The sequence below is a fragment of the Chitinophaga rhizophila genome (genome assembly GCF_019492185.1).
GTDB lineage: Bacteria > Bacteroidota > Bacteroidia > Chitinophagales > Chitinophagaceae > Chitinophaga > Chitinophaga rhizophila.
Genome location: NZ_JAICCF010000001.1, coordinates 354,157 through 372,545 on the forward strand (window position 1 = coordinate 354,157; position 18,389 = coordinate 372,545).

Here is an 18,389-nt window from a genome sequence, read left to right on the forward strand (position 1 = left end):
ATCTTCCGTCAACTGTATTGCGCTATAATGCGGGCTGACTGAGTGATATATTGTCCGCCAAATAACACGGCATGTACTAGTACAGGATATAGCTGAAAGAGAGGTACTCTGTCCTGCCAGCCGGCAACCATCGGAAAGGCTGATTGATAATGCTCATAAAAAGAAGCATCGAAGCCTCCAAACAGGCGTGTCATAGCAATATCCATTTCCCTGTGACCATAGTATACCGCCGGATCATAGATGGCCGGCTGACCATCAACTGTAAACATATAATTACCAGACCACAGATCTCCATGCAGTAATGCAGGGACTTCTTCCGGAAACATGTCTTCCAGTCGTTTGACCAGACTATCAGTTTGCCGCAGGTCTTTATCACCGAAATGCCCTATATCAATCAGCTGTCTGACCAACGGAAGAATGCGATACTGTCCGTAAAATACTCCCCAGGAACTAGTTTGTTTATTATGCTGCCGCAAGGTACCTATGTAATTATCTTCCTGTAACCCAAACTGCTCACTGCTACAACGATGAAGAGTTGCTAATCCTTCTGCCAGCTGCTGTATACTTTGCTGTGCGGGACGTCCACCAGGTAAATACTCCATCAACAGGTAAGCATATTGCTGAAAACTACCATAACAATACGGCGTAGGTACTCTCAGTGCTTTTGCAGTACCCAGTAACTGCAAGCCATTGGATTCTTTAGTAAACATGTCCTCATAGCGAGTATCATTCAGCTTGATAAACAAAGGACCCTGGGAGGTATCAAGAACGAAGGAGTCGTTAATATCACCCCCTCCTGCCGCATGTACCTGAGATATAAAAACGGGCATCTGAAAGTAGGTAGTAAGAACGGACTCGAGGTGAAGGAGCAGGTCTTTTTGCATATAACAACTATTAATTGATGCCTAAGTCGAAGCATTCGATATGGTAGACGATTCAACACTGAGGTATGTACAAATGGAGAGCCGGTTTCTGGTGGGCACTGGCATGAAAGGAAAAGCGTTAATAGCTGGCTATAACGCAAAAACGGCTGTATCAAATAAATGATACTGCCGTCTTTACCAAATAAGCATTGGATTATTTCTTGTGGATGCTGTACAATCTTCCATTGTCAGTTACCGCATATAATACACCATCATTACCTTCAGTAATATCCCTGAAACGCTGCTCTTCACTGTTAAGCAACATCTCCTCGCCTACCACTTTGTTATTTTCAATAACCAGTCGGGCGATATGGATACTGCTTAGGCCACATACAAAGAGGTTATTTTTCCATTCAGGAATACCTTTCCCTGAATAGAAGACGATGCCACTAGGAGATAATACCGGATCCCAATAATAAACGGGTTGTTCCAGGCCTTCTTTCTGCTGGATACCTTCACCAACTTTATCGCCTTTATACTCAATGCCATAAGTGATAGTTGGCCAGCCGTAGTTTTTACCTGGCTGAATACGGTTAAGTTCATCACCACCTCTTGGACCAAATTCGGTTTCCCAGAGGTCGCCGGTTTCAGGATTGAAGGCCAGCCCCTGTACATTGCGATGGCCGTAGCTATATATTTCCGGACGAGCATCTGCCTTACCCTCGAAAGGATTGCCGGCAGCCGGTTTACCTTCTTTGGTGATACGGATAACTTTTCCGAGACCAGAGTTCAAGCTTTGGGCCTGTGGACGCGTTGTAAGATCGGAGCGTTCACCGGTGCTGATAACCAGGTTACCGTCTTTGTCAAAAACGATCCTTCCGCCGTAGTGAAGGGTGCCTTTGTAAGCAGGGGTTGCGCGGTAGATAACAGCAGCTCCTTCGATGGTCCTCTCATCGGCAGAAAGCTTCCCTTTAGCGACAGCAGTCAAATTACCTTCCGGCAAAGGTTCTGAGAATACCCAGTAAACAGTTCTGTTTTTGTTGAAATCGGGATCTACCCTTACCCCCAGCAGGCCACCCTGTCCATCAGCATTTACCTTTGGCAGGCCGGTGATAGGTTCGCTCAATTGTCCGGTAGCGGTAGCGATACGCATTACACCTTTCTTTTCAGTAATCAGCAGTCTGCCGTCTGGTAGAGGTGTAATACCCCATGGATTCTCAAGTTTGTCAGACAAAACAGTTGCTTCAAAGGGAGTCTTGGTTTTCACTCCATTGATGCGTGTCTGCCCCGGAAATGCGGGTTTGTAATCAGAATTAGGTTTTTTCGTTTCTACGGGACCATAGGTACTATCTATAGCTGTGCTGTCGGTTCCGTTCTGCTGAGCAGAAGGAGCGCCACAGGAAGCAAAAAAGAAGCCTGTCCCGGTGATGATTGCCTGAAGTGATCTTTTCATGGCTGAAAATATAGCTCAAAAATCTGAATTGGTCAATTGGCTTATGGTTGAACGGTTGATAGTGCAGTAAATCCGGACAAAATAGAAGAAATCTAACAAGATCCGGTAATGTTTGCGTATCTTGCAAAATATTCGCTTATTTATTGACGCAGAGGGACCATCCACTATTTCAACGCGTACTACCGGACAATGAAATTCATTTAGTACGAGCAGCCGCAGGAGGCGACCGGGATGCTTATGGACAGTTATATACACACTACTACCCCGGGTTGCAGGTAGCTATTACCTTCATTACACAGGATAAAGACGAAACAGATGAACTCTTACAGGAAACTTTCCTCCGGATCTGGAAGACCCGTGAAAAGCTGTTACTTATAAGATCGTTCGAGAATTATGCATTCAGGATTGCCAGAAACCTGCTGTTTGACCAGCTCAGGCGTAAGAAAGTACACCTGAAAGCAATTGATACCATTGCGCAACGTGCCGCAATGGAAGTTACTGGCGGTGAAGGCCCGTTAGTATATAAAGAACTGCATACCCTGGCCATTCGGGCCATCAATGAACTGGAGCCAAAGAAAAGGGACATTTTTCTGCTTAGGACGGAGGAAGGGCTTAGTTTCGAGGAAATTGCTGCCAGGTACGATATGGCAGTAGTAACTGTAAAGAAACATTATTATGCTGCATTCCATACACTGAAATCTGTCCTGGAGCAGCACGGGGGCATGATTTCGATACTTTTCCTGCTCTGGCTAAGAGGCAAATAGCCTGCTACAAAAAATATTTTTTGCCGAAGCGTATACAAATCCATTGGGTGTTCGTCTGTAGTATATAATCCCGTACATGAACGACGACCAAAAGATATTACTTATCAAAAGATATATGGACCGCACATTGACGGACCAGGAAGAGAGCGACTTCTTTACCTGGTACCACGATGTGAGTGCCGAAGAGTTCCATCAGCTGGTGCAGAGAGCAGCGGATGACGGTTTACCATTAGTATATGAAGAGGCCAGCCCTGCTTTCCTCACACAGTTGAGCGACCGTTTGACAGCGATGGACAATGAGCAGAAAGGTGGTACGGTAAGAAAAATCAGCCGCCTGTGGTGGGCAGCCGCAGCCGTATTGGTCCTGGCTGCTGGTACATGGGTAGTATTACAACGCCCCACTTTACGCCAGGAAGTAACAGTGAACATACCAGTGCAGGACATTGCGCCTGGGAGGAACGGCGCAGTTCTGACACTGGCAGACGGTAGTCAGGTAACACTCGATAGCCTTGGCAATGGTCAGATCGGGAATCAGAACGGTAGCCGGCTGATATTACAGAATGGCAGTCTTAAGTATGACGCTGCCAACGCAGCCACAGCCAGTTATAATACGATACACACCCCCGCCTCCAGACAGTTTAAGCTGGTGCTACCTGATGGTTCTGCAGTATGGCTGAATGCCGAAAGCGCCATCAGATACCCTACAGCCTTTAATGGCGCAGACAGAACAGTAGAGATCAGCGGGGAGGCCTATTTTGAAGTAGTGCCAGATGCCACCAGACCATTCAGAGTGAAAATAGATAATAAAGCAACCATAGATGTATTAGGCACTGATTTCAATATAAACGCCTATAAAGATGAATTAAGCATCAGGGCCACCCTGCTTAGTGGCAGGGTCAAAGTGAACACAACATCAGGAGAAGCCGTATTGCAACCAGGACAGCAAGCCGCAATACGGGAGACAATACAAGTGAACAACCAGATCAATACAGGCCAGGTCACCGCATGGAAAGACGGCATATTTAATTTCGACGAATTGGGCGTAGAAGAAGTAATGCGCCAACTGGCCAGATGGTACGACATAGAAGTAGTTTATGAAAAGAATGTACCGGATATCAGGTTCTATGGAGAAATAGGCAGGAACCTCAGCCTCTCGCAGGTATTGGAAGGACTGAAGCTATCCGGGGTCAATTTTCGTATTGAAGAAGACAAAAGACTGGTAGTATTACCGTAATGAACAACGAGTTTTATCCCTATACAAAAGCCGCTTTGAGGTAGGAGTCAAAGCGGCCTGATAGTCAGGGTGGACGATAGACAATTATTTCGGAAAACTGTTTTTCAAATCAACCTAACCAATTGCAAGTTATGCAAAAAATTGCTTCTTGTAACCGGACAGGCCATGCTATGCCTGGAAGAAGGCGTTACCGCAGCCGGTTATCAACCAAAATCTTGTTAGTGATGAAACTAACCGCTCTGTTATTGACCATTGCATTCATGGGGGCCAGTGCAAAAGGTGTATCTCAATCCGTAACACTCTCCGGCAGAAATATTCCCCTGGAAAAAACATTTGAAACGATCCGGGCCCAGACAGGCTTTCATGTGTTCTGTGACCGCCGGCTGTTAAAAGAGGCCGTTCCCGTGAACGTACGCGCAGCGGATATGCCGCTGGATCAGTTTCTGAATATTATCTTCAAAGATCAGTCGTTGCAATACCTGATCCGGGAGCAGACTATTTTTGTCAGTAAAAAACTAGCCGTGCCAGACGCTACAGGCAATAGTGCTTCTGACAATAAGCTGATTCCTATACAAGGTATTATATACGACGAAAATGGGCATATTCTATATGGAGCTACTATCAAGGTAAAAGATACCGAACGCTCTATCATCAACCGAAATGATGGCCGTTTTGAGATTACTGTTAATGTTGGGGATGTACTGATTATCAGCTACGTGGGATTTCAGACACAGGAACTGAAGATTTCGAATAGCACAGACCTGATTATTATTCTAAAACGTGCTACTATCAACATTGAAGAGATCAATGTCAAAGTTTCCACAGGCTTCCAAACAATATCGAAGGAACGCGCGACCGGCGCATATAATGTTATAAAAGGAGAAGATCTTCAGGATGTTCCTGCAAACAACATACTCGAAAAGCTGGAGGGAAAAGTACCTGGAGTACGCTTCGACGTCCGTTTCAATAAAATACAGATACGTACACTTAACACGTACTCTATCAATACTGCTCCGCTGATTGTCATTGATGGATTCCCACTGATATCGCCCAATACAGATCAACAAAATCTGACAACACTTGGAAGCACTCAGACAGCCAATGGTTCGGTACTATCAACGCTCAACCCGAATGATATTGAACAGATAACTTTCCTGAAAGATGCTGTTGCCACTTCAATATGGGGGTCCCGGGGAGCAAATGGAGTAATTGTCATAGAAACCAAAAGAGGCAAAAAAGGTGCGCCTGTCATCAACTTGTCCTCTACTATCGGTTTCTCAAAAGCGCCATCATTTGAAAAATTGCGCTGGATGAATAGTGCGGAATACGTTGATCTTGAGAAGGAGATGTATGAGAAAGGATTTTTCACAGACAATACAACCCTACCCTGGTATTATCCGTTACAAAACAACAATCCAAGCGAGGCAATCGAGTGGCTCTTTAAAGTGAAACGAGGAAGCGCCAGTCAGGCAGAAGCGGATGCTGCACTACAGGCAATCGGCCAACGGAATAATCAGTCACAAATCAGGAAGTACCTTTTACGTACTGCTGTTAATCAGCAACACAACCTATCTATTTCCGGCGGCGGTGATAATAATAGTTACTACATATCGGGCAACTTTAACAAAGATCTGCCGATTTACCGGGGTAACAGCGCTACCAATACTATTCTCACCGGTAACTTCACCAACGATCTGTTTAACAGGCGGGTCAAACTGAGAACAGGCTTTAATTATCAGTATGCACAAGGGATAGCTAATATTTCAGCAGTAGAAGCCTTAGGTAATTCCACCATCTCCCTTCGTCCATATGACATGCTGATTGACAACAATGGGCAGCCGATCAGACGCAGCATTACCATGCGTCCAGAAGTTAATGACAGCCTGGTTAACCTGGGTTATCTGCCATTCACTTACAATGCGGTGGATGAGCTGAAGTATTCATCCACAAAAACCACCACAAATGCTATCCGTATCAATACCGGCGTAAACATAACACTAACTAACTGGATGAACTTTGATGTTTCCGGTATGTATCAGCGAAACATCATGAATATGATGTCGGTAAATGAATTAGAAAGCTACGCTGGCAGGACGCTTGTCAACACCGGCACCGTCATATCACCCACTACAAATAAACCAGTATATAATATCCCTTACGGTGGCACATATACCTTAACTGATGGTAATGCATGGGACTACAACATGCGAGGTATGCTGAATATTAACTATAACCTGAATGCAGATCATCAGCTGATTGCATTGGCGGGCAGTGAAATCAGGCAGACGTATAATAAGTCTTATAACAGCATCCGCTACGGATATGATCCTGAGGCCAACAGTTTTGCAACCGTAAATCCTACTACTCCTTTTATGACAATGTATGGCTGGACAACCATCCTGGGCGCAAACCAAAGCGGTGTTGCTGAAATACGAAACCGCTACCTGTCCTATTTTGGCAATGCAGGCTATACGTATAAGTCTAAATATAATCTGAGTGGAAGTGTACGCTTTGACGATTACACATTACTTGGCCTGGAACGGAGTAAAAGAGCAAAACCTTTCTGGTCAGCGGGAGCTAAATGGAATATGTACCAGGAAGACTTTATGCAAAGCATCGCATGGATCACTAATCTGGGGCTACGTCTTACCTATGGCACCGGTGGTACTGTACCATTAGGCGGCAATAACGTACCAATCATCACATTGAACGCTGTAGATCAAAACACCCAATTGCCTATTGCTTCAATTCAGGCACCAGCTAATCAACAATTGGGATGGGAACTGACCCGCACTACCAATGTAGGCGTTGACTTCGGGTTACTGAATAACCGCTTAAATGGAAGTGTGGATGCATATCAAAAGAGAAGCGAAGGCATACTGGCTACCTTCCCTTTCAACCCTACTTACGGATGGCCTTCTTTATCTTACAATACTGGCACAATGAGAAGTCATGGTATTGAAACAGGCATTACTGCTAAGATTGTGGACAAAAAGGACTGGGGTATTACTTCCGTTTTCAACTTCTCTTATGGCAAGACAAAAATAACAGAGTCCCGGTTCAATACAACACTAGCTTCAACACTGGTAATGGGCAGTACCATGGTAAATGGCTATCCTATGGGGGCGCTTTTTGTGTACAGATCAGCAGGACTAAACCCCGAAACCGGGCAGACACGCATTTATGACAGGAATGATAAAATAATAGAGAGCAGCACCTTCCTAACATCAGCATTTGACATCAACGATATCAAATATGTTGGTCAGACAATAGCTCCTTATCACGGCGGTTTCTTTAACACCTTCCGTCTTAAAGGGTTTGAACTCGGAATACAGATGACCTATTATTTCGGACATGTATTTATGGCTCCGACAATCAATAATTACCCGATGTTCTCTGGGGATTTCTACGGAGTTGTAGGCAGACAGAAAGACCTGGCCAACAGATGGCGTCAACCAGGTGACGAAGCGCATACCGACGTGCCAGGACTTAGTAACGTGAATTTCAATAGTATCACTCGTTACCGCCATTCAGACAAACTAGTAAGAAGCGCAGACAATATCCGCCTGCAACAAATATCACTGGCATATAACGTTCCTAACAACCTGTTGCCAAAACGGGTATTCAAGAGCCTGAGCGTGAGTGGCAGTATGCGCAACCTGGGCCTGATATGGACGAGAAATAAGGATGGGTATGATCCGGAATACCTGAATGCAAATGCTAACTACTATAGCATGCCTCCGGTAACCAGTTATATGTTCAACATTAATGCATCATTCTAACAGTGACCAAATGAAAAGACTAATATATCTTATGGCGGCTTCCCTGATCTTCACTGGCTGTCGTAAATACGTGGAAATTGATCAGACAGGTACGCGTACCTTTAAATATACAAATGACTATCGCGCGCTTCTCGACAATAGCGCAACAATGGAAGCGAGTTTCAGCCTTCCTATGTATTCCGGAGACGATACCCGTTTCCTGGATTCGTCTAAACAGGTAGCGATGCAGGACATATATGCCAATGCATATACCTGGCAGCCACAATACTGGTCAGATATACAGGGAGATGTGGACTGGGAAAGGCTGTATAAATCCATTTACACCTGCAACGAGATTCTGAATGGTGTGATGACCAGTGAGAGAGGCAATGACGACCAGAAGAGGCAATTATATGCAGAAGCCTTGGTGAACCGTGCCTACTTTTACTGGAGTCTCGTTTCACTCTATGCCAAACAATATGACGCGGCTACAGCAGCAGCTGATCCCGGGGTACCCCTGTTATTAACCCCCGATCTGTTTGCACCGCTGAAACGAGCAAGCGTTTCTACAGTCTACGATCAGATCATCAGCGATCTGAAAGAGGCAGCGCCTGCACTACCTGACTTGCCGGACTACAATACCCGTCCGTCAAAGGCGGCTGCTTATGCCCTGCTGGCACGCACCTATCTCGGGATGCGGGATTTTACCAACGCGATGACTTATGCAGATATGACGCTTGCCATCCAGAATGATATTCTGGACCTGAGAAATTATGCAACGGACATTTCTGCCTTTCCATACCGGCTGGATAACAAAGAAGTGATCATTTCGAAAACAGCTACCGGTTTCTATTTCACCAGTATGCAGGCTGATACTGACCTGCTGTCGCTGCTGGGGTCAAAAGATCTTCGCTTTACACTGTTTATCAGGCCAGGTAGCAATTTTGCACCTGCATTTACCGGATATGGTTTCTGGCGACACAGGTACTCACGGGAGACAAACGTTATCAATAACGGGCCTGGGGTAGCTGAGATGATGCTGATTAAAGCGGAATGTGCAGCAAGAAACAATGATGCTGCAACAGCGATTGAGCTACTAAACAAGCTGAGAGAAAAACGTTTCCTGGCAGCTGACTACACTGCTTTGGAGGTTGGAACAGCTGCAGAAGCACTGAAAAGCGTGGTTGATGAAAGGAAACGTGAACTGTTTGGCACCGGTCTGCGATGGATTGACCAGAAACGACTGAGCAAAGACGTTGCATTCGCAACTACCGTGATACGCCGCTTTAAAGGCATAGAATATACACTTGAGCCAAACAGTAATCGGTATGTATATCCGATTGGGCAAAAGTATATCCTGTTAAATCCGGAGATTGAACAGAATCCTTAAATATTCATCACCAACCAACCATAACCCACTATCACTAAAGGCAACCTGAAGGGAACAATTGCAGTCATAAAGCAATTGTTCCCCAGGCACTGCCTTGCAAATCAGAACAAACTTTATGAAAAAATGGATGAGTGTACTGACGCTATCACTGGGTATTGTATACCAGGCTTTCAGTCAGACAGACAGCTCCAGGCTGACAGGACTGGGCACACCCGTAGCCGGAGATACCATCAGGCTGACTTACGATCCTAAGGGAGGACCATTGCAGGGGAAGGATAACATACGTGCAATTATTTACATGTTTAATGACTACCGCTGGGAACTTGATGATATTGAACTTAGAGATAGCAAAGGAAAGCTGGAAGGAAAATATGGTCTGCCCGCCAATTGCGCCTTTGTCGCTATCAAATTTATTACGGAAGAAAACGGATATGCGGTTGCAGGAGACAATAATAATGACCTGGGGTTTGTAGCTACGACGGTTGACAAGAATGGATCAAAACTGCCTGGTAGTGTTCTGGCATGGGGCACGTTCCGTAAACCATCCATTAATAAAGCGCCACAAGGCTATTTCGACCAGAAGAATATCAGCGACGAAGCACTGGAGATGTGGGTAAGGAAAGAAATGAAAGATTTCCCGCAAAACATGCCAAAATACTTCGATACCTACATCACTATGCTGAAAATCAGCAAAGGCGATGAATTTGCTGAAGTGGCGCCCCGCAACCTGGACAGGTTTATCAGCTTACCAGGTGTAAATGAAGCCGGATACATTACTGTGTGGGATACGTACCGCTTTCAGCTGAAGAATGAAAAGAAAGCCGATTCTATCAGGAATGTCATTATACAGAAGTTCCCGAAAGGCAGAACTATGCGCATGGCAAAATACCAGGCATCTTTTGCAAAAGATGCTGAAACACCAGCCCAAATTGCCGCTCTTGAAAAGTTCCTGCAGGAGTTTCCGGTTGCGGCTTACCGGCAGGATTCAACCGCAACACAAGGCTTTATTTATCATAATACATACAGAACGCTGGAAACACTCTACTTTGACCAGGGCATGTATGACAAGGCCCTTGCACTGGTTCCCGAAATGACCTTTGCTACATTGAATGATGTCTATCATGCGAACATACATAAGGCATTCAGCCTGAAGCAAATGCCGCCGGAGCAGTTATATCCTATATCAAAAGCCTTTATTGACGCAATGATCCAGCGACGTAATGACTTGTCATATAGGGAAGGGATGCAGTACACCCCCAGGCAAGCCAATGAGAATGCAGTAAAGCAACTAGATACAAAACTTGCCGTACATATCAGATTGCTTAATAAAATCGGAAAATACGACGAAGCGCTTCAGTACCTGGTAAAACTGTCTGACGCATTTAAATACAGTAATGCCAACCTGAATGAAGCCAGGATCAGCATCCTGGAAAATACCGGTAACAAACAGCTGGTGCTACCAATGCTGGAACTTGCTATCAAACTGAATACTGCTACTCCAGCCATGATTGAACAGCTGAAAAAGCAATACGTTCTAATAAACGGTAAGGAAGATGGATTTGAACAGTACATGGAATCACTAAAATCAGCAGAGGATGTAGCCAGGACAAAAGAAGAGATCAGATCAAATTTAATCAATGGCATTTTCCCGACTTTCAAGCTCAAAGACATTAATGGCAAGACAGTAGATGCGGCTGCATGGAAAGACAAGATTGTAGTACTGGACTTCTGGGCTACCTGGTGTGGCCCATGTAAAATGGCATTCCCTGGTATGCAGATGGCCGTTGACAAATACGCAAATGATCCTGGTGTAGCATTCTATTTCATCTCCACAATGGAAAACAACCAGCATTACAAGCAGGAGGTAAAAGACTATATGAAGTCTTCGGGTTTCCGTTTCAACGTACTTTTCGATGAAGTAGCGGGTAAAAATGGTACCAATAACAAGGTATTCAGAAGTATGCTGCCGGTATTTCACTCCTCAGCCATCCCAAGAAAGGCTGTTATTAAAAACGGCGTGATACGTTATACAGCGGAAGGCTATCAGGGCAGCCCAAGCAAGCTGGCCGACGAACTGACTTATGTAATTGACATATTAAAAGCAGAAAACTAATGCAAAAAGGTATTTTGTTGGCTGCTATAGCTGGATGTATCGCTATACATCCGGCTGTAGCACAACGCACGGCGCTGGATACGGCCAATTATAAAGAATGGAAAAGAGCAGGTAGTCCAAGTATTTCATATGACGGGGCCTGGGCGGCCTACAGTATTGCAGATAACCAGGAATCTTATAAATATCTGGTTAATACGCATTCCGGGAAAACGATACAGCTCAAAGACGCAGACAATCCTGAGTTTTTTGATGCCGGTAAATGGATGAAATATAGCCAGAGCAGCGATGGCAAACAGATTATTGCGCTGACGCGCCTGAAAGATGGCCGGAAAATAGAATGGACTAAAAGCAGCTATATACTCACACTGCCCACATCCCCATGGATATCCTACAGCAACTGGCAGGATGGTACTTCCAGTGCGTATTTATACAATATAGATACACAGGACAGTGTGACGTTACCAGGAACCAGCAAATTCAACCTTTTTAACGGGGAAAAATCGATTATCTGCCTGCAGAACAATAAATTGATCACCGGGCCACTAAAAGGGGCATATAAGCCGGTATTTGACGAAAATATCAGCGACTATACATTCAACAAGGATACACAGGAAGGTACCTTCCTGGCCGGCAGCCGCCTGTACTTCTTCTCGGTAAAAACAGGTAAAACCCGGTTATTGCTGGATTATAGTGAAATTAAGCCTCCGGCCGGATATACCATCCGACCTAAAACATATGATATTTCTGACAAAGCCAGACATATACTGCTGGAAGTATCCTACAATAACAGTAATCAACGCCCGAAAATGGTGAAACCAGCAGATACGGGCTTTGAACTGGAACTATGGACGTGGAATGAACCCGTATCCCAGCGCAGACAGCGCAGAGGTGTGTACAACCGCACCCAAATGGACGATGCGCAATTCATTTACCATCTTTCTGACAAAAAGGTAGTAGAAGTAATGGCAGAGAAATCCGGCAGGCTTCTTACGCCCGAAACCAGCGACTATAACTATGCAATCATCGCTGACCAGCAGCCGTATATACGTTTGGTAGACTGGAAATATGATACCAATGCGGATCTTTACATGGTAGATGTACGTACGGGCGAGCGTAAGCTGTTGCTGAAAGATAGTCCGGAGAATCCTCAGTGGAGCCCTAATGGACAATATGCCGTACTTTTTAACCGTGCAGCTAAAGAATGGCAGGTGCTTGACCCTGTTGCAGGCGTATTTAAAGGCATCTCTGCACAGATAGGTCATCCGGTGTTTGACGAAGATCATGATCATCCCAGCGCGGCCGGATCTTATGGTATTGCCGGCTGGACCGATGATGGGAATACGGTGCTGGTATATGACCGATACGATATATGGGCAATTGACCTCCTCAAAAAACAGGCTGCACGCTGCATAACAAACGGGTATGGACGCAGTCACCAGGTACAGCTAAGATGGATGTCTACACCTTTTATCAATCGTGTGGACCTATCCCGGCCTATGAACCTCCAGAGCTTCAACGAGCGCACTATGTCACATGGCGTATACAGGCTTGTTCCCGGGAAAGGAGTAACTGCCCTCGCTGACAATCCGGACTACTCCGTTCAGGTTGCAGCCATATCAGGAGATGGAAAGTCATTTACATATACAAAGTCAAATTTCCATACCTATCCTGATTTATGGGTAACCAGCTCGGATTTCAAAAAAGAGCAGCGGCTAACCGACATTAACCCCCAACAACACCAATATAGCTGGGGTACCGCTAAACTTGTTGAATGGAAGAACTACGAAGGAAACAACAATAAGGGCGTATTATATGTGCCGGAAGGATATGATGCCGGCAAGACTTATCCGATGATCGTGGATTTCTATGAGACACACACAGACGGCCTGCATGCCTATCTTACACCAGAATACAGCACAAGTACCATTGATATTCCTACCTATGTAAGCAATGGATATGTAGTATTCCGTCCTGACGTGCATTTTAAAACCGGCGTTCCAGGGGAAAGTACTTACAGTGCAGTCGTGAGTGGTACTGAAGAGATGATCAAAAGGGGCATTGCTGATAAGGATCGTATTGGTCTGCAGGGACATAGCTGGTCAGGATTCCAGGTATATTACCTGGTAACGCGTACTAATATCTTCAAATGCGTCAACGCCGGAGCAGGTGTATCCAACGCAACATATAACTACTTTGCCATTCGCCAGAACGGCGCACCCTGCATGTTCAAATACGAGGTAGAGCAATCCCGCATAGGCAAAAACCTTTGGGAAGGCCGGGAAGAGTACCTTCAAAGCTCTCCTATCTTCAATGCAGACAAGATTCAGACACCCATGCTCATTTTCCATAATGACAAGGACGGCGCTGTAGCATTTACTCAGGGGCTTGACATGTTTCTGGCTATGCGCAGGCTAAGCAAACCAGCCTGGCTACTTAATTACAAAGGCGAAAACCACTCCCTCAACGGAGAAGAAGCACAAAAAGACTGGACATTACGTATGGGGCAGTTCTTTGATCACTACCTGAAAGGCAAACCAATGCCAAGATGGATGAAGGAAGGGATCAGTATAGATGAAAGGAATGTAGACCAAAAATATGATTACTAACATCTTTTTCATCCCCATAATACGTAAAGAGCTTCGACCGTCCGAGTGAAAATCCTAAGATCCGGATGTAAAAGCAGCAGGTTGTCTCAGTACCCGTTGTATTCGGGACAACCGCTTCTTGTCAAACAGTGAAGATGATGAATGAAAAAGGCGCCTCATATATATGTGACGCCTTTCTTCATTTAACATCTGTCTACCGGTTATGCTCATTATTTCCTGAGGATGGTTCGGGGGGTTCCGGCAAGCCTGTGGGCAGCGTAGCAAAGCGGGAAGTTATCCACTGAAGATCATACAGAATGCCGCTCCATCGCCTTGCATGTAGCGCGCGGCACTACAGGTCATGCATAAACCACTGCGTGGCAATCCGGATTACAGGTAAAGAACTTCACTCCTGCCAGGCAAGAGGACAGCAGCATCGTAGGACACCATAGGACACTTATTACCATAGTTAATCATAATATCGGGCTGTTAACATGTTCCACAAATTTTCGCCGTTATGAAAAAACGTTGTTCACCTTACTATGCACTGTCGTCAGAGATACGACCACATTCAACCTGGATCACTGTCTCACCAGCTCAATCCATCATACAATAGCAGCTGTAGTTTTCCGAAAGGAGTACAACACCGGCAATACTGATGTAAACAGACAGGCAGTACACAACACTCAGGACCAGCTCATACAATGTAAGAACAGTGAAGATGCAACACACACATTGAGCATTCCGCACATGCTATCCCCTTACTAAGCAACGCAATCCGGGACGGACCTGCGGATCAACTTTTTATTTCCATCTTATTCCATCGTACAGTCACTATCGGCAACAATATACTTATGCCTGTTTTTTCAGGGGAGTTATAAAGAACATCTTAGGGTATTAACTGACACACACAGGCTATTCAAATAGTTTGACAATACAACCGCTTACATTATGAATAAAACAATTACACTGTTAAAGCGTATTCTCTTCACCGCCATCCCGATACTGCTCTCTATGTCTGTATCTGCACAAACATTCCGGGTATCAGGAAAGGTGACTGACGGCAACCAGCAACCGCTGGAAGGGGTAACCGTCGTAGAACCAGGTACGCAGAACATGACGCTGTCCAAGGCAGATGGGTCATTCGTCTTGCAGGTACGCTCAGGTACCTCCAATCTCGCTTTCAGCTTCGTAGGCTACGAGCGTCAGCAACAACAAATCCGCAACCGTGCCAATGTTGACATTGCTTTGCAATCGATCTCCAAGGCAATCAATGAGGTGATTGTAGTCGGTTATGGCTCACAGCGCAAAAGCGATGTGACCGGAGCGCTCACCAGCATCTCCGCCAAAACCATACAGGAACGCCCTGTGGTCAACCTCGCCCAGGCTATGCAGGGTAAAGCTGCTGGCCTGAACGTATCCACCAACATCAAACCAGGCGAAGTACCTGCTATCCGCATACGTGGTACCCGCTCTGGCAATACCTCGAACGACCCGCTGTATGTGGTAGATGGCGTACCTATCGTCTCTGCTCTTGGGGTCACTTCCTTTTCTATCAACGACCTGAACCCAAATGACATTGCCTCGGTAGAAATCCTGAAAGATGCATCGGCTACTGCCATCTACGGTTCAAGAGGCGCTAACGGGGTCATACTCGTTACTACCAAAAAAGGGTCTAAAGGCAAAATGTCTGTCAACCTCTCCTCTACTGTCTCTTTCGACAGCTATAAAAACTTAACTGACTGGATCGACGGTGGCCAATACGTAGACCGCCTCAGAGAGGCACTGATCAACGGCCGGCGCTATCAGCCCGGTGCCCCTACCGACCTGAAAGTGGCCCCCCAGCAATGGTATGCCGACCCACGCCTGGACAGCCTGAACTTTGCTGCTTCCGGTGTTACCAGCAACTATAACGAACTGCTGGCAGCTACCATGAAAGGCTACGAATGGAACCCCGACGGTACTGTGAAAATGCGTGCCACCACCCCTGCCGAACAGGCGCTGGGATGGCCCGATATGGTGCCAATATACAACTCGGCTAATATCCCCAGCTTCAACTGGAGAGACGCGGTAACCCGCACCGGCATCACTCAGAATCACCAGGTAGCTGTATCTACCGGTACTGAAACCTCCCGCCTGTATATGTCGCTTGGCTATAATAAACAGACCGGCGTACAGCGTGACCAGGACTTTGAACGTTTCAACCTGAACATGAACGGCGATATTAACGCTAACAAATGGTTCTCACTCGGGGTATCTGTCATTGCCTCTCTCGCCAAACAGAACTATGGCATCACTACCAATCAGGGTAATACGGGCGCAAAAGATCTTTTTGGCCGCGCGATTGAACAGTACCCATGGGCGCTACCTACCGATACCAGTGGTGGGTATGTAAGAAACCCGGGCGGTAACCTGAATATGTGGAACCCGCTAATAGACATCGGACAAGCACTGAACGAACGCCGCACCTCCTCTGTACTGGGTAATGTATATACTGAAGTGAAGTTCACTCCATGGCTAAAATACCGGACCAACTTCGGCGCTCAGATCAGGAACTTCCGTAGCGGCTCCTGGACAGGCCCAAATATTACAGCCCACCTCGGGGCTAGAGCGAATACCGCTTCTTACTCGCGTGATGAGAACTTCTCGTGGGTGCTGGAAAACCTCCTGTACTTCGATAAGTCATTCGGCAAAGCGCATTCCCTCGGCGTAACCGTGTTACAGTCTGCACAGCAGTCCCGCAGGGAAAACACGAGTACCAGCGTAGCCGGACTTGTCATTCCGCTCAGCCACTGGTATGACCTGGCCTCCAATACGCAGGGTAATCCGGGTATTGGTACCGGATTTACGGCTAACACACTGGCTTCCTTCATGGGTAGGGTGAATTATACCTTACTGAATAAATACCTGCTGACGGCCTCCGGCCGCTGGGATGGTTCTTCCGTACTCTCCCCGGGTAACAAATGGGCCTTCTTCCCATCCTTCGCACTCGCCTGGAAAATGCAGGAAGAACCTTTTGTACACAGCGTCAGCTGGATCAATGAACTGAAACCCCGTATCGGTTATGGCGTAACCGGCAACTCTTCTGTATCTCCATATACTACTACCGGTCCGCTGAGCCGTAATAACTACGTATTCGGGTCTGTACCTGCGGTAGGCTTCCTGCCGCAGTCCGTACAAAACCCGGACCTCAGCTGGGAAAAGACTGCGCAGATTAATGCGGGTATAGACTTCTCTGTCTTTAACAGCCGTGTATCCGGATCGGTGGAATATTACGTACAGAATACTTCTGACCTGCTCTTCACCAGAGACATTCCGGCCCTCTCTGGCTACGTTACCAAAGTTATGAATATTGGCAGGTCAAGGAACCGCGGTGTGGAAGTTACCCTGAATACTATCAACGTACAGACAAAAGACTTCACCTGGAGTACGGAAATCAACTGGAGTACCAACAGGGAAGAGATCCGCGAACTGATCAACGGGAAGGAAGATATCATCGGTTCGCGCCTGTTTATCGGCCAGCCATGGCAGGTATTCTACCAGTTACAGAATGATGGTATATGGGGCAGCAGTCCCAAGGAACTGGAAGAAATGGACAAGTTCAAGACCATCGGCGGCCTCGATTTCAGACCGGGCACTGTAAGGGTAGTTGATCAGAACGGCGACTATAAGATAGATGCTGACGACTACGTGATCAGGGGGACGCCAAGACCTAAATGGTATGGCGGTATTACCAACAGCTTCCGTTATAAGGGCCTCACCCTGAGCACCTTCATTTATACGCGTATCGGACAGACGTACTTTGGCGGTTACCCAGGCACTTTCGGCAGGGATGAAAAAGACTTCTGGAGCTGGAATAACCAAAGCGGCAAATATCCTTTACAGATGCTGGGCAGCACAGGATATACCAATATCTCTTCCGCTATGCAATATGCCAGCGGTTCATTCGCCGTGGTAAGAAACATATCACTGACTTATGATCTGCCGGGCAGACTGCTGGGCAAAGCAAATATCAAAAGTGCACAGTTCAATGTACAGGTACTGAACCCGTTCATCTTTGGCGGCGAAGTGGTAAAAATGGGCCTCAATCCTGACGACGAAACCAACTGGGCTTCGGAATCACAGCCTAACTCTTTTAACACAAATCCACTGGGTGGGATGAACAACAACACTATACTGCCGCGCAGCATCGTACTCGGCTTAAGAGTAGGATTCTGATCGTTCAC

General features: G+C 46.2%; 9 protein-coding genes. 7 read left to right on the forward strand and 2 right to left on the reverse strand.

Annotated features, from left to right (window positions below):
- Positions 1-8 precede the first annotated feature (8 nt).
- Entirely contained in the window at positions 9-884 is an 876-nt protein-coding gene (locus K1Y79_RS01360) for a fructosamine kinase family protein (RefSeq protein ID WP_220248200.1), read from the reverse strand.
- Positions 885-1,077: 193 nt separating this feature from the next.
- Entirely contained in the window at positions 1,078-2,316 is a 1,239-nt protein-coding gene (locus K1Y79_RS01365) for a PQQ-dependent sugar dehydrogenase (protein WP_220248201.1), read from the reverse strand.
- A 143-nt stretch (positions 2,317-2,459) separates the two neighbouring features.
- On the opposite strand from K1Y79_RS01365, the gene K1Y79_RS01370 reads away from it, so the two are divergent.
- The 7 genes from K1Y79_RS01370 to K1Y79_RS01400 all read left to right on the forward strand — a co-directional run bounded on the left by K1Y79_RS01370 (position 2,460) and on the right by K1Y79_RS01400 (position 18,381).
- A complete protein-coding gene (locus tag K1Y79_RS01370; RefSeq protein WP_220248202.1) occupies positions 2,460-3,080 on the forward strand; it encodes an RNA polymerase sigma factor in 621 nt (206 codons plus the stop codon).
- A 76-nt stretch (positions 3,081-3,156) separates the two neighbouring features.
- Positions 3,157-4,314, forward strand: a complete 1,158-nt coding sequence (locus K1Y79_RS01375; protein WP_220248203.1) for a FecR family protein — start codon at positions 3,157-3,159, stop codon at positions 4,312-4,314.
- A gap of 224 nt (positions 4,315-4,538) precedes the next feature.
- Positions 4,539-8,096 (forward strand): SusC/RagA family TonB-linked outer membrane protein, encoded by a 3,558-nt coding sequence (locus tag K1Y79_RS01380; RefSeq protein ID WP_220248204.1) that lies wholly within the window; start codon positions 4,539-4,541, stop codon positions 8,094-8,096.
- 10 nt (positions 8,097-8,106) lie between these two features.
- A complete protein-coding gene (locus K1Y79_RS01385; RefSeq protein WP_220248205.1) occupies positions 8,107-9,465 on the forward strand; it encodes a RagB/SusD family nutrient uptake outer membrane protein in 1,359 nt (452 codons plus the stop codon).
- A 115-nt stretch (positions 9,466-9,580) separates the two neighbouring features.
- Positions 9,581-11,578 (forward strand): TlpA family protein disulfide reductase, encoded by a 1,998-nt coding sequence (locus tag K1Y79_RS01390; RefSeq protein ID WP_220248206.1) that lies wholly within the window; start codon positions 9,581-9,583, stop codon positions 11,576-11,578.
- Positions 11,578-14,184: a S9 family peptidase gene (locus K1Y79_RS01395; RefSeq protein ID WP_220248207.1), complete on the forward strand. Its 2,607-nt coding sequence runs from the start codon at positions 11,578-11,580 to the stop codon at positions 14,182-14,184. Before K1Y79_RS01390 ends, K1Y79_RS01395 begins: the two co-directional genes overlap by 1 nt.
- Positions 14,185-15,114: 930 nt before the next feature.
- Positions 15,115-18,381: a SusC/RagA family TonB-linked outer membrane protein gene (locus tag K1Y79_RS01400; protein WP_220248208.1), complete on the forward strand. Its 3,267-nt coding sequence runs from the start codon at positions 15,115-15,117 to the stop codon at positions 18,379-18,381.
- The last annotated feature ends 8 nt before the right edge of the window (positions 18,382-18,389 follow it).